This window comes from Streptoverticillium reticulum (assembly GCF_047456005.1).
GTDB lineage: Bacteria > Actinomycetota > Actinomycetes > Streptomycetales > Streptomycetaceae > Streptomyces > Streptomyces reticulum.
Map to the genome: position 1 here is coordinate 1,864,816 of NZ_CP179755.1, position 14,240 is coordinate 1,879,055.

General features: G+C 71.7%; 10 protein-coding genes. 6 read left to right on the forward strand and 4 right to left on the reverse strand.

Annotation, left to right across the window (positions count from 1 at the left end; all coding sequences use genetic code 11):
- Positions 1 to 143: 143 nt before the first annotated feature.
- Positions 144 to 1,094, reverse strand: coding sequence for a DMT family transporter (locus ACMATS_RS08370; RefSeq protein WP_414167502.1), 951 nt, complete (start codon positions 1,092 to 1,094; stop codon positions 144 to 146).
- Positions 1,095 to 1,416: 322 nt separating this feature from the next.
- Between ACMATS_RS08370 and ACMATS_RS08375 the strand changes: the two genes are divergently transcribed.
- From ACMATS_RS08375 to ACMATS_RS08390, 4 genes are read left to right on the forward strand one after another with little or no spacing between them, the layout of a single operon-like run.
- Entirely contained in the window at positions 1,417 to 2,943 is a 1,527-nt protein-coding gene (locus ACMATS_RS08375; RefSeq protein ID WP_390778013.1) for a flavin monoamine oxidase family protein, read from the forward strand.
- The gene (locus ACMATS_RS08380) at positions 2,943 to 6,236 is read left to right on the forward strand and encodes a ferritin-like domain-containing protein (RefSeq protein WP_414167503.1); all 3,294 of its coding nucleotides are present in this window, start codon (positions 2,943 to 2,945) and stop codon (positions 6,234 to 6,236) included. Before ACMATS_RS08375 ends, ACMATS_RS08380 begins: the two co-directional genes overlap by 1 nt.
- 3 nt (positions 6,237 to 6,239) lie before the next feature.
- Positions 6,240 to 7,895: an FAD-dependent monooxygenase gene (locus ACMATS_RS08385; RefSeq protein WP_414167504.1), complete on the forward strand. Its 1,656-nt coding sequence runs from the start codon at positions 6,240 to 6,242 to the stop codon at positions 7,893 to 7,895.
- Positions 7,892 to 9,142 carry a cytochrome P450 gene (locus ACMATS_RS08390; protein WP_414167505.1) on the forward strand — a complete coding sequence of 417 codons (1,251 nt, stop codon included), beginning with the start codon at positions 7,892 to 7,894 and terminating at the stop codon, positions 9,140 to 9,142. Before ACMATS_RS08385 ends, ACMATS_RS08390 begins: the two co-directional genes overlap by 4 nt.
- Before the next feature lie 313 nt (positions 9,143 to 9,455).
- Here ACMATS_RS08390 and ACMATS_RS08395 read toward each other — a convergent pair whose 3' ends face one another.
- Positions 9,456 to 11,021 carry an FAD-dependent monooxygenase gene (locus ACMATS_RS08395; RefSeq protein ID WP_414167506.1) on the reverse strand — a complete coding sequence of 522 codons (1,566 nt, stop codon included), beginning with the start codon at positions 11,019 to 11,021 and terminating at the stop codon, positions 9,456 to 9,458.
- A 227-nt stretch (positions 11,022 to 11,248) separates the two neighbouring features.
- Between ACMATS_RS08395 and ACMATS_RS08400 the strand changes: the two genes are divergently transcribed.
- The gene (locus tag ACMATS_RS08400; RefSeq protein ID WP_414167507.1) at positions 11,249 to 12,100 is read left to right on the forward strand and encodes a helix-turn-helix domain-containing protein; all 852 of its coding nucleotides are present in this window, start codon (positions 11,249 to 11,251) and stop codon (positions 12,098 to 12,100) included.
- Positions 12,097 to 12,282: a DUF397 domain-containing protein gene (locus tag ACMATS_RS08405; RefSeq protein WP_414167508.1), complete on the forward strand. Its 186-nt coding sequence runs from the start codon at positions 12,097 to 12,099 to the stop codon at positions 12,280 to 12,282. Before ACMATS_RS08400 ends, ACMATS_RS08405 begins: the two co-directional genes overlap by 4 nt.
- Positions 12,283 to 12,321: 39 nt before the next feature.
- On the opposite strand, the gene ACMATS_RS08410 is transcribed toward ACMATS_RS08405, so the two are convergent.
- Both ACMATS_RS08410 and ACMATS_RS08415 read right to left on the reverse strand, forming a co-directional pair.
- Complete coding sequence (locus ACMATS_RS08410) at positions 12,322 to 12,717, reverse strand: hypothetical protein (RefSeq protein WP_414167509.1); 396 nt, start codon at positions 12,715 to 12,717, stop codon at positions 12,322 to 12,324.
- An 87-nt stretch (positions 12,718 to 12,804) separates the two neighbouring features.
- The gene (locus tag ACMATS_RS08415; protein WP_390778021.1) at positions 12,805 to 13,755 is read right to left on the reverse strand and encodes an FG-GAP-like repeat-containing protein; all 951 of its coding nucleotides are present in this window, start codon (positions 13,753 to 13,755) and stop codon (positions 12,805 to 12,807) included.
- Positions 13,756 to 14,240 lie beyond the last annotated feature (485 nt).

The window sequence follows — 14,240 nt, forward strand, 5'->3', positions numbered from 1 at the left end:
GCCGGCACCCCATGGTGGCGCGGTACGCCCCCGCGCGCCATGGCGCCCCGTAAGGGGCGCGGGGAACTGCGCGACCAGCCCCCACCGGCCCGCAGCCGAACGCACCACCCCAGAGGTCCGGGGCGAAGCCCCGAGAACGTCGACTACGGGCGCGTCGTGGTTGCTCGCGCAGTTCCCCGCGCCCCTACCGGGCACCGGTCCGGCACCCGCGCCGCAGGCACCCGGTGCTCCGTCACCACGATCTCCCGTGCCGCAACGCCGGGTTCACCGGCGGACCGGTACGTCAGGACGACCACGCCGGCCGCCGCCACGGCTCCGGCCGCAACGGCCAGCAGGCCGCCGGCCAGGCCGTACCGGAAGCCCTCCCCCAGCACCACGACGCCGACGGCCGCGGCCACCACCGGGTTGACGATGGTGACGGTCGACAGCGGGGCCGCCAGTCCGGCGCCCCGGTAGGAGGCCTGGGACAGCAGCATCCCGGCCGTGGCGAGCGCGGCGATCACGGCGAGGGCGGGCAGCAGCGCGCTCATGCGGTGCGCCTCGAGGTCCTCGTCGGCGGCCTTGGTGAAGACCGAGCCCATCCCGAAGGCCGCCCCCGCGGCCGCCGCGAGCACCACGCCCCGCACGACGGGTCTGCGCATGCAGCGCGCGAGCAGCAGCAGCGCCGCCACGGCCGCGAGCACGGCGACGGTGAGGGCCGTGCGCTGGGCGCTGCCCAGGGACTCGGTGCGCGACGGGCCGGTCAGGCTCAGCAGCCCGGCGAGGCCCGCGGTGGCCAGGAGCGCGCCGCGCCATCCGGCGGCCCCGACGGGGCGCCGGTCGAAGAGCGCCGCCATGGGCAGCGCGAAGACGATCGTCAGCGCGCCGAGCGGCTGCACCAGGCTGAGCGGCCCGAAGGCGAGCGCCACCACGTGCAGCCCTGCGCCGGCGCACGTCAGGGCGACCGCGCCCCACCAGCCTGCGCGGCGCAGCGGCAGATACGCCCCTCCGTCGTCCTCCTCGGTGGCGGCGACCCGCTCCTGTGCGATGGCCGCGGCCGCGTAGCAGCCGGCGGAGACCAGGCAGAGCAGGACGGACACCACCAGCGCGCTCACCGCTCTCCTCTGCGAGCCGTCCCGAAGTCGTCCATGTCTCCACGATGCCTCGCGCCGGAGGCTCCCGTCGTCGTCCCTGAGGACGGATCTTTTCCTCCTCCCGGGGGAGTACGGACCTGACGCGGCCTCGGGGTACCGGGCCGCGCGCCCGGGCCCGCGACCACAACGGGCGTATGCCGTCTAAGCATTCGTCGACACCTGCGAAGAATCCGGTACGGGTTTGCGGGCTGTCCGGAAACTTTATTGCACTCGTCAGGCGTCTATGAAAACTCTATGAGGGCTCAAACGGGGAATTGATGCACATTTACGGGGGGAAAATTCCATGTCCGACACCACGCGGATTTGGCATGCTCGCGACTTCGGCGAGCCGGCCGGCGGGGGCGGTCACGTCACGGTCATAGGCGCCGGAATAGCCGGCCTGGTGGCCGCCTACGAGCTGGAGCGGCTCGGGTACCGGGTGGACGTACTGGAGGGCAACACGCGCATCGGCGGTCGCATCCACACCCACCGTTTCGGCTCCGGCCCGGGTGCGCCGTCCGTGGAACTGGGCGCCATGCGCATTCCGACGCACCACCGGCGCACTCTCGAATACATTCGGCGGCTGCGCCTGGGCAGCAAGCTGCGCGTGTTCACGACACTCCTGTCGGAGGAAAATGCATTTCTGCAGACGGCGGGCGGTTTCGTCCGCATCAAGGACGCCTCCGGCCCGCTGCGCGAGGCGTTCCGGGCCGACCTGGCCGCGCACTGCCCCGGGCGGGAGTACGGCGACGATGTCGTGACCTTCGGCGCGTGGCTGACGGCCATCGTCGACGCGACCGCCCCGCCGGACCTGCGCGAGGCGCTCCGCGAGGACCTGCGCCGCCAACTGCTGGACCTGGTGGCCCACGTGGACCTCGCCCGTCACCTGCGCGGCGCCGCCCGGGACCGGGTCGACCTGCACTCGCTCTTCACGGCCCACCCGGGCGTCCGGGCGGGCTGCAGCGGGCGGCTGAACAGCTTCCTCGACGACATCCTGACCGAGACGTCCCCGGCGCTGCTGCGGCTGGACGGCGGGATGGACCAGCTGCCGCGCCGGCTTGCGGGGCAGCTGCGCGCGCCGGTGTCCTTCGGGCACCGGGTCGTGGGCATCGACGTGCGCAGCGACGACGTGGTGCTGCGCATCCGCTCGGGCCCGCGCATCATCGTCCGGCGCAGCGACTTCGTCGTCTGCACGGTGCCGTTCCCGGCACTGCGGAGGATGCGTCTGACGGGGCTGGACCCCGACAAGGTGGCGGTGCTGGAGGAGGTCGACTACTGCCCGGCCACCAAGGTGGCGTTCCACTGCCGTGAACCGTTCTGGCGCGAGGGCGGGATACGCGGGGGCGCCTCCTTCACCGGCGGGCGGATCCGGCAGACCTACTACCCGCCCGTCGACGGCGACCCGGGCCGCGGCGCCGCGCTGCTGGCCAGCTACACCATCGGCGACGAGGCCGGGCGGCTGGGCAGGATGCCGGCCCGGCGTCGGCACCGGCTGGTGCTGCAGGAGCTGAGCGAGGTCCACCCCGAGCTGCTCTCGCCGGGCATGGTCCTGGACGCGGTGAGCGCGGCCTGGGCGGACTCCCCCTGGACGGGCGGGGGTTGCACCACCCGGTGGGGCAAGAGCGCGCAGGAGTGCGAGGAGGAGCTCGCGCGCTCCTCCCGTCCCGTGAACCGGCTGTTCTTCGCCGGAGAGCACTGCTCGACCGCCCCGGCGTGGATCGAAGGGGCGATCGAGTCGGCGCTGCGCGCCGTCGAGGAGGTCGAGTCCTTCGCGCCCGGCCGCCGGGCCCCGGCGGTATCCGGCCACCACGACCCCGCCGGAGCGTTGTGATGAGCGTCTTCGACCTGCCGCGGCTGCACTTCGCGGGCACCGCGACGACCAAATTGCCGACCGGCCCGCGCAGCGGGCTGGTCGACCTGGCCGCCCAGCGTGCGCTGGCGCACGACGGGCGGCCGTTCCCCGCGGACCGGCCCGCCGCCGAGTACCACGCCCAGCTGCAGCAGGGCGGCCCCTGCTTCGGCGCCGACGGACGGCCGGATCCGCACGGGGAGTTCAGCGCCGCCAAGGGCTGGAACTTCGACGGCAACGGACACTTCTGGCTCGATGCGCGCATCGTGAGCGTAGAAGGACCGGACGGACGCGCAGACACCGGCGACCCGGTGGTGGGCCGGACGGTGGACGTCTGGGGCCACTACAACGAGTATCTGCGCACCACCGTGAACCGCGCCCGGATCTTCGATCTCGACCCGGCGTCCCGCTGGACCACGGCCCTGATGGTGGGGCGGTTCGGCTTCGGGCGCGTGGGGCGCTCGCACGACGAGGGCAGCGGCTACATGCTCAGCGGCCCGGTCGGCGGCTTCCTGCCGCCGCGCTGGGTGGACTTCGCCCGGATCCGGGATCTGGGCGAGGCCTCCGGGCACCCGTGGGCGTCTCAGCTGCGCTACTGCGCGGTGCACCAGTTCGTGGTCACCGCGGACGGCGACGGCGGCGGGCCGGAGTGGCTGCCCGACGCGGAGTCCTCCCCCGCGGTACGTACGTTGCGGGAGGCCGTCGAAAGGGGTGCGGACGGGCTCGTCGTGCAGTTCGCGCTGGACGGCATGACCACACCGCTGGTCCCGGACGCGCCGAGCCACTGGCGCGTCCGGGGCACCATCGCGCCCTGGCACGCGCACGAGCTGCGCACCCACCCGGCCGGGCGGCTCCTGGTCCCCCGGCAGGAGCGCGTGCTGCACCACCTCACCGTCGATGTCGCCGACGGGCGGGCGCAGTTCAACATGGTCTCCGCGGTGCCGGTCACCACCCGGGCCGCGCAGCCGGGCCCCGGCCCGCTGCACCGGCTCGGCCCGCCGCTGGACGCCGGCGACCTGGAGCTGCAGACCGCGGTGTCCGGGCGCCTCGTCGCCCGGCTGCCGGCGGCCGTCTACCGCGCCGGCGACCTCACCTCGGGCATCGTCCAGGTGCCCGCCGAGCCGGGCTGGGAGGAGGCGGAGCACCAGGCCCTGTGCCTGACCGGCTCCACCCCGGGCGGGCGGCGGGTGACACTGCTGACCGAGAAGGAGACCACCGTCCACACCGACGACGCGCTCCTGGTCCTGCACCACCGCGACCTCGCGCGCGGAGACGACCACACCGTGCGCGTACCGCTGCGCTCGTACGTCCGCGGCCGCCCCGCGGGCGTGGAGCGGGTGCACGTCCGGCAGTACTTCAACCCCCGCGCCCTGCCCGCCGACAAGGCGGCGGGCTCCCCGCAGGCCCGTACCGGCGACGCGGTGATCGTGGGCGTGGGCGACGGGGCCGGCGGCCACGCGGAGGAGTGCGTCGTACGGACCGACGAGCACGGCGACGGAACGCTCGTGCTGCGCGGCGAGCGGGCGGGCACCTGCCGCGTCCTGCTCTCCGCCGACCCCGACGACGTGCCGTGTCCCGGGCCCGGCGGCCCGGGCTCGGCGTGGGAGGCCTACGACGACGCCGACGCGCTCGGCTTCTGGGCGGGCGCCGGCTGGCTGGCCGTGCGCGTCCTGCCCGACGACTGGCACCTCGACGACATCCCGCGCCGGGACGTGGACTTCGCCCTGCTGCACCGGGAGATCTTCGCCTACTACGAGCAGATCTCCACCTTCATGCGCTCGGAGGTCTTCAGCCTGGCCGACCAGTGCAAGGTGGAGACGTACGCGGAGCTCGCCTGGCAGATGTGCGACCCGCGCAACAAGCCGAAGACCTACTACATGCCGCCCACCCGCGACCTGTCCGACCCCAAGGCCCGCCTGCTGCTGGCGTACCTGCGCAACCAGCAGGCGCGGGTGCGCCCGCCGCTCACCGTCCCGGCGCTGACGGGCACCGGCCCGGCGATCAGCACCCGCGGCGAGCTGTTGACCACGCTCAAGCAGGGAGCCGCACTCGAACTGGCCGTGACCCTGGAGTACTTGTACGCGGCCTTCTCCGTACCGGCCTACGGCGCCGGGCAGGAGTACGTGCGGCGCGGCCTGTGGACGCCGGAGCAGCTGGAGATCGCCTGCGGGCAGGGCGGGGCGACACTGGACGACGGGATCCGCGGCAGCCTGCTGAACGTGGCCCGCGAGGAGATGATCCACTTCCTGCTGGTGAACAACATCATCACGGCCCTGGGCGAGCCGTTCCACGTGCCGGCGATCGATTTCGGCACGCTCAACGCGGAGTTGCCGGTGCCGCTGGACTTCGCCCTGGAGGGGCTGAGCATCGGCAGCGTGCAGCGCTACATCGCGATCGAGCAGCCGGCGGGCCTCGCCCCGGACGTCCGCCGGGAGAACGGCGACGGCCGCAGCCGCGTGGTGCCGCTGGGCTTCACGTGGAACTCGGTGAGCGAGCTGTACGCGGGCATCCGGGAGGGCCTGCAGCGCGTCCCGGACCTGTTCCTGGTGGAGAAGGGGCGCGGCGGCGGCGAACACCATCTGTTCCTGCGGGAGTCCGTCAACGCTCATCACCCGGACTACCAGTTGGAGGTGGACGACCTCACCAGCGCCCTGTTCGCCGTCGACCTGATCACCGAGCAGGGCGAGGGCGGGGCGGTGCCAGCGGGGTCCGCCGGGCCCGCGGAGGCCTCGCACTTCCACACCTTCCTGCGGATGGGCGAGGTGCTGACGAGCGAGCGCGTGCCGGGCCCGCACGGCAGGCTGCTGCCGTGGAACCCGGCCTACCCGGTGCTGCGCAACCCCACCCTGGGGGCGGGCAACCCGGCCATGGAGTCGGTGACCGACCCCGAAGCGCGGGCGGTGGGGCGGCTGTTCAACCGCTCGTACCACATGATGCTGCAGCTGATGGTGCAGCACTTCGGGGAGAGCCCGGACGGCAGTCTGCGGCGGTCGAAGCTGATGAACGCCTCCATCGACGTGATGACCGGCATGATGCGCCCGCTCGCGGAACTGCTGGTCACCATGGAGTCGGGGCGGCGCGGCCGCACCGCGGGCCCGACCTTCGAGCTCGACGCCGTACCGGCCTGCATCCCCCGCCCGGACGTGGCGCGCCGTTCGCTGGCGCTGCGCTTCGAGCACCTGTCGGCGGCCGCGCGCAAGTGTGCTCCGGTGCCTGCGCAGGTCGCCGAACTGAGCGCCTTCTTCGCCGACTTCTTCCGCCGTGAGGGGACCTGAGGCATGACGCACCAGACGACACCGACGATGCTCGACACCGACGTCCTCATCGTGGGCGCCGGCCCGGTCGGCATGGCGCTGGCCCTGGACCTGCGCTATCGCGGCATACGGTTCTCGATACTGGACGCCTCGGACGGCACGGTCGTCCACCCGAAGGTGGGCACGGTGGGCCCGCGGTCCATGGAGCTCTTCCGCCGCTGGGGAGTTGCCGGGCGGATCCGCGACGCGGGCTGGCCCGGCGATCACCCGCTGGACATCGCCTGGGTGACCGCGGTCGGCGGCCACGAGATCCACCGGCTCCCCTTCGGCACCACCGACACCCGCCCGCCCCTGCCGTACACCCCCGAGCCGGAGCAGGTCTGCCCGCAGCACTGGCTCTCCCCGTTGCTGGCGCGGGAGGTGGGCGTGCACCCCGAGGGGCCGCTGCGGCGCGAGTGCCGGGTGGACGGCTTCCGCCAGGACCCCGACGGCGTCACGGCGTGGGCCACCGACCTGCGCACCCGTGAGCGGATGACCGTGCGGGCCCGCTATCTGGTCGCCTGCGACGGCGCCTCCTCCTCCCTGCGCAAGGCCGCGGGGATCCCGGCACCGTCCCGGCACGCGACCAGGGTCTTCCGCAACATCCTCTTCCGGGCACCACAATTACGCCGCCAACTGGGCGCACGCGGCGCCCTGGTGCACTTCCTCACCCAGCCGCCCGCCCTGCGCTTCCCGCTGCGCTCCATGGACGGGCGCGAGCTGTACCGGCTGACGGTGGCGGCGAGCGGGCACGCCGGGAACCGCGACCTCGACGAGGACGCCCTGGCCATGGTCCGGGCGGCCATCGCCTTCGACACCCCGCTGCAGATCGTCTCCGAGAACGTCTGGTACCTGACCCACCGCGTCGCCCGGCGCTTCCGCAGCGGCCGGGTGCTGCTGGCCGGCGACGCGGCGCACACGCTCTCGCCCTCCGGCGGCTTCGGCATGAACACCGGCATCTGCGACGCCGCGGACCTGGGCTGGAAGCTGGCCGCCGACCTGGCGGGCTGGGCGGGTCCCGGACTGCTCGACTCCTACGACACAGAGCGGCGCCCGGTGGCCGAGCGCAGCCTGGAGGAGGCCAACGTGAACCTGATGCGGACGATGGCCCGCGAGCTGCCGAAGGAGATCCTCCTCAACTCGGAGGACGGCGCCCGGGCCCGCGCCGAGCTGGCGAAGGAGCTCGAACGGGGCGGGGTGCGGGGCGAGTTCGAGGCGCCGGACGTGCACTTCGGCTTCCGCTACGCCTCGGACCTCGTCGTCGGCGACGGCGACAGCGACAGCGACAGCGACGGCGACGGCGACGGCGACTGGCGCACCGATGCGGTGCCCGGCGGCCGGGCCCCGCACGCCTGGCTGGACGAGGGGACGTCGACGCTGGACCTCTTCGGGCAGGGCTTCCGCCTGCTGTCTTTCACCGACGAGCCCGCGGCCCCTCCGACGGCCCTGGCAGCCCTGACAACGGCCTTCGCGGACCGGCGGGTTCCGCTGGGGACGACCCGCTGCCACGACGCATCGGTCGCAGCCCTCTACGGGAAGCCCCACGTCCTGGTCCGCCCGGACGGACACGTGGCCTGGCGCGGTACGCAACTGCCCGCCGATCCGGGCCGGCTCGCCGACACGGTACGAGGTGCACGATGACGGTACAGACCCCCGGACCCCCCGGGCCCTTCCGCACGGCCGACGTCCACCTCCCGGACCCGTACCCCCTCTACCGGCACTACCGCGCACACGACCCGGTGCACCGGGCGGAGGACACCTGGTACCTCTTCCGCCACGACGACGTGGCCCACGTGCTGACCGGGCGCGGGTACGGACGCGGGGCGCTCCCCTCCCGCATCCCGGACACCTGCCCGCACCTCAAGCGGACCGCCTCGCACTGGATGGTCTTCATGGACCCGCCGGAGCACACCCGGGTACGGGCGCTGGTGGCCAAGGCCTTCACCCCGCGCATCGTGGAGGGCCTGCGCCCGCGCATCCGCGAACTGGCGGCGGGGCTGATCGCCGAACTGGGCGCGGAGCAGGAGGCCGACCTGGTCGACCGCTTCGCGGCCCCCCTCCCCATCCTCGTCATCAGCGAACTGCTGGGCGTGCCACGGTCGGACCGCCCCTGGTTCCGCGCCCGCGCGGTGGACCTCCAGCAGGCCACCAGCTCACGGGTGGCCCGCAGGCCGGACGCCTTCGCGGTCGCGGACGCGGCTGCGCGGGAACTGGACGCCTATTTCCGCGAGGAGTTGGCGAGGCGCCGGGCGAAGGACGCGGAGGACGCGGAGGACGGTACGGACCTGATCGCGGCCATGCTCGGGGCCGCGGAGCCGGACGACGACGACACACTCGTGGGCACGTGCATCCACCTCCTGACGGCGGGCCACGAGACGACGACGAACCTGCTGGGCAAGGGCCTGCTGGCCCTGCTGGCCCACCCGGAACAGCTCGCGCTGCTGCGCGAACGGCCGGAGCTGCTCCCGGCGGCGGTCGAGGAACTGGTGCGCTACGACTCGCCGGTGCAGATGATCAGCCGCTGGGCGCACCGGGACGACGAGATCGGGGGCCGGACGATCAAGGAAGGCGAAAAGGTCACCATGGTCCTGGGCTCGGCCAACCGCGACCCGGACCACTTCACCGACCCCGACCACCTGGACATCCGCCGGGACGCACGGCGCCATGCGGGGTTCGGCATGGGCATCCACTACTGCGTCGGCGCCCCGCTGGCACGCGCGGAAGCGGAACTGGGGCTGGGGGAACTGCTGCGGGGCCTCCCGCAGCTGACGCTGGCGGACGAACCGGTGCGGTACGCGGAAGACTTGGTCTTCCACGGCCCGGAACGGCTGATGGTGCGGCCGGGCGGTGCCCCGCGAGGAGCGCGGGGCACCGCACGCCCGGCCTAGGGGGACCCGCAGCCGCCGTACTAGGCGGGGCCCCGCCGCCCCCGGCCCCACTCAGGACTGCGGCCGACTGCCGTGATTGGCGGCCTTCACGCGCGCCTTCCTCTTCTTACGGCGTCGTTTCGAGGACATGACGTCCCTCCTCTCCCGTACACCTCCACCCAATCTATCCCTATTGGCCGGGATGCGCCGGTCGAGCGGTTTCCACCAGCCCCGGCGGATCGGCTTCGCGACGGTGGCCGGTACGTGATCGCGCCCCGAAGGGGCGCGGGGAACTGCGCGACCAGCCACGGACGGCCTGCAGCCGACGAACCACTCACCGCTTAGCGGCGAACCACCGGTGCAAGTAGGCGTCCAGGACATCGGCCCGGTCGGCAATCAGCCCGATATGCCGGTCGGGCCGCACCAGGACGAGCCGGGCACGGGGCAGCCGCCCCGGCGCACCCCTCTCCAGCTTCGGCCGGAACACCTCCACCGGCACAGCGCACCGTGCGAGCACGTCCCCCAACTCGCCCCCGTCCACGTCCGCGCCGGGCGCGACCAGCAGCGTCCACCGCTCGTACGAGAGCAGGTCGTGCAGCCGCCACGGCTCCCCGTCCACCGTGACGGGAAGGTCCGGCAGCCGGTCGCCGGCCCGCAACCCGCCGCGTGCGGCGCGGTGTTCGGCCAGTGCGCCCTCGCGGTGATGCATGGTGAGGTCGCTGAGGATGGTGCGGATGCGCGCCGGGAACCACGTACTGCCGAGCAGCCGGGGCCCGAGCGTCCGCATGCCCAGCAGGGTCACGGCCGTGGGCGGCAGTTCGAGCACGTCGTGCTGCATCTCCCGCATCACCTTCTGCGCCGTGATCCGCTGCTCGGAGGCGTAGGTGCCGACGATCGCCTCGTCGGCCCAGCCGCGCTGCACGGCGGCGAGTTTCCAGGCGAGGTTGTGCGCCCCGCGCAGCCCGGTGTTGAGCCCGTGCCCTCCGATGGGGGCCCACAGGTGCGCGCTGTCCCCGGCGAGCAGGGCCCGCCCCTCGCGCAGCGTCGCGGCGAACCGGTCCTGGAAGCGGGCCCGGTTGGCCCACGGAGGGTCGGTCGGCACGAGTCGCACGTCGGGGTCGTGGACGGTGTCGGCGAGGAGCGCGCGCATCTCCTCGACACCGGGCGGCTCGACCTGCGAGGGGTCGGGGTCGGTGCGGAAGCAGAAGAACCGGTACCCGCCGCCGGGCCGGGGCGAGACGCCCATCGACGCCCCGCGCTCCAGGAAGAAGAAGCTCTGGTCCGGATGGTACGGGTGTTTCCACTCGACTTCGGCGTTGAGCTGCACGCACTGCAAATTCGGGCGCTTGTCCCCCTCGAAGGGGATGCCGAGCGATTTGCGCACGATGCTGCGGGAGCCCTCGCACCCCACGACCCATGCGCACCGCACGGTCCGCTGCGTCCCGTCGGCCGAACGCAGATCGACCTCGGCCCCGCCCTCGTGCGTCCGTACGCCCACGGCCTCCGTGGACCACTCCACCTCACCGCCCACTTCGACGAGCCGCTCGCCGAGCAGCCGTTCCACGGCGTCCTGTTCGATGGCCAGCGGCCGCGGGAACGGTGTGCGGGTGGCCGTCAGATCGATCGCGCCGACCTTGCGCCCTTCGGCGTGCACCTCGACCCGGCGCAACGGGAGTCCGGCGGCGAGAAACCTTTCGGCGCACCCGAGGTCGTCCAGCACCTCCAACTCCCGCTGCCAGATGACCCCGGCCCGCGCCTCCCGCTTCTCCCGCGCCTCCTTCTCCACGAGGACCACGTCCACCCCGTACTGCCGCAACCCCACGGCAAGTGCCAGCCCCGTGGGCCCGGCACCGATGACCACCACGTCCCGGACGTCATTCGCTGCGTTCGCTGCATTCACTGCGAGCTCCTCCCCCTGCGGAGTGCATGGTGCTCCCACTGTGCCTCGGCGGGGCGGTAGATCGTCAGGAATTGGCGGAAAAAATCCGTCGATCGCCTGGTTTTACTTCCTGTCCGGGTGGGGGTGAATCCCTTTGGTTCGCATGACGGAGCGTGTCCGCACGACTCTAAGGTGGCCGCGGGAATTCCGGAGTGGTAGCTGTACTTGTGTACGGCCAGAGGACGGTGATGAGGTTGGCGCACCCGACGGACGAGGACGCCGACCAGGGCGCGGCGGACCTGTTCCGCGTGCTGGGACGGCAGGTGAAGGCTCTGCGCGAGCGCGCCGGACTGACACAGCGGGAGCTGGGCCGCCGGCTGGGATACAGCGAGGAGACGATCGCCTCGATCGAACAGGGGCGGCGGGTGCCGCAGCCGGAGCTGCTGGCGGCGATGGACGAACTGCTCGATGCCGGTGGCGTCCTGACGGCCGCGGCGGATGCGGTGGAGCGGGCCAAGAAAACGCGGATCCTGCATCCGGCGTGGTTCCGGGGTTATGCGCGGCTGGAAGCCGAAGCAGTCGAGCTGCACAGTTACTGCAACCACGTCATCCCCGGACTGCTCCAGACCGAGGATTATGCGCGGGCCCTGTTCGGGATGCGCACACCACTGCTGGACGAGCAGACCATCGAGATGCGGGTGACTGCGCGTCTGGCCCGCCAGGAGCTGCTGACCCGCTGGCCGGCGCCCATCGTCACGTACGTCGTGGAGGAGTCCGTACTCCACCGCCCGATCGGGGGCCGCGACGTCCGGCAACGGCAACTGGAACAGCTGCTCTCGCTTGGCAGGTTGCGGAGTGTGGAGCTTCAGGTGATGCCCACCGACCGCAGCGAGCACGCGGGCATGGGCGGCCCCTTCACGCTGCTCACCCCAAAGGGGCAGCTACAGGTCGCCCACGTGGAAGTGCAGCACGTCAATAGGCTGATCATCGAGCACGAGGAAGTCCGAATGCTGGCGGCGCGTTACGGCAGCATCAGGGCCCAGGCCCTGACCCCCGGGGATTCCTTGAGTCTGATCGAGAAATTGCTGGGAGACACATGAGCACCAAGCAGCTGGCCTGGTTCAAAAGCAGTCACAGCACCAATGAGGGCGGCGAGTGCATAGAGGTCGCCATAACGGAACAGGTCGTCCACATAAGGGACTCGAAGGGTCGGGCAAGAGCCCGGCTCACCGTCGCACGAGCGGAATGGGCCCGATTCGTGCGCACCGCGGCGCACGGCTGAGCCGGCAAGAGCAGGCCCAGCCGCGCCCGGCGGCAAGGACTACGCGGATGCCTTGGCCTTCCGCTTCCGCCCCTGCGCAGGAACCGTCTGCGGCTCGCGGGAGACCGCGAGGAACGGCTGCAGGGCCTCGAGCAGCTTGTCCATGGACTCCTTGCCGAGGTCCACCTCCCGCCGCTCGTGGGTCAGGCACGGGCGGGTGGCGAGCACGAGGCTGCCGTCCTCGTTCGTCTCGCCGGTCTCGTACTCCTCGGTGCCCACGACGGGAACGAGAATTTCGACGGTGAACACGTCTTCCGTCACTGCCGGGTTGAGATCATCGTGATGAATCTTCCGCCAGTACGTTGTGATTTCCTGACCACCGACCGGAACGGCGACCGGCTCGACTCCCGGTGCATCCTTTTCGGCTTCTTCGACCTGCTCAAATTTGGTTGCCATCAGGCGCTTCCCTCCACGGTTCCAGCGCCAAACGATATAAGGAACAGGGCTGTTGATCCAAACCGCCGGTCCGGGCCGTCGGGCCGACTACCAGCCACCCGCGCCGATCTCGACGCGACCCTTGAAGCCGCCGCTGGAGCCGTCGTTCGAGTAGAGGTAGAGCTTGCCGGTCTCGTGCGGGGCGGAGGCCACGGCGACCAGGTCGGTCTGGCTGTCGCCGTCGAAGTCGCCGGCCGCGTAGTCGGAGATGCCGTTCCAGCCTGCGGCGCCGAGTTCGATGCCGGGGCCGTCGAACATCCTGCCCTCGGGGCCGGGGGTGGGCTGGAAGAGGAACAGCTTGCCCGTCTTGGTCTCGGTGGCGATGAGCTCGGGTCCGCCGAGGGCGTCGAAGCCGTTGGCCGGAACGAGCTTGTTCATGCCGTTCCAGTTGCGGTTGCTCACCTTGACGCGCTTGCCGAGCATGTCGGTACCGGGCTTGCCCGTGTTGGGGTAGCGGAACAGCTCGCCGGTGTCGGCCTTCACCGCGAAGAGGCCGGCCCTGCTGCCGTCGCTGTTGTCTGCGGCGAGGTGGTTCATGCCGTTCCAGGCACCGGTACCGATCAGGACCCGGTGTCCGAGGGTGTCCAGCCCCTTGCCCTTGGTACCGGGGTACAGGAAGAGCTCGCCGGTCTCCTTCTTGACGGCGACGAGGTCGTCCATGCCGTCGCCGTCGAAGTCGCCGACGGTCAGGTTCCGCATGCCGTTCCAGGCGGCGGAGCCGATCTCGATCCGCTGACCGAAGGTGTCGAGGCCCTTGCCGTTGGCCCGGGGGTAGAGGAACAGCTTGCCGGTGGAGACCTGGACGGCCAGCAGGTCCTTCTTGCCGTCGTGATTGAAGTCGCCCGCAACCAGCTCGGTCATGCCGGGGTCGGCGGGCAGCGGCTCCGACGGGAAGGGAGCGGCGTGCGCGGCCGGGCCGAAGGCGAGGAGGGACACGGCGACGGCCGGGGCGAGACCGAGCGGGCCGAGGAGCGTGCGGATACGAGAGGAAGCAGGCATGCCGAACCTATTCGTCGGAGGATTGCAGGGAATTACGGGGGAATGTGGGGAGGGTGCATGCGGCGGACCACCAGCCGCCGTTGATGCCGAGGTCGACGAGGGCGGGAATCTGTACCAGCGACGGCCCGAAGGTTCCGCGAATTCCGGGCAGGTGCAATGGCTGCCGCACCGGCGCCCGCTCGGTCGGAACGTCAACTCCTCGCCCTGCCAAAAGAACTGACATGACACAAAGCCCCACCCGTCCAGTCGGATAGGCGGGGCCTCGCCCTCTCGGCATAGCGTAAAGAGCTGCACCGAGCGACGAGAAGTTGATCTTACCTGTCCTTTATGCAAGCCATCAACGTACTTGACCCACCGGTGGATTGAATGGCCGATAACGATCGGGCCGCCGGGCAACACGTGCGGTCCGACCTGGTCAGGTTGGACTGGACCGCTCTCGCCAGAGGGACTTACGCGCATCCACTCGGGCAGCAGCTCAATCCACC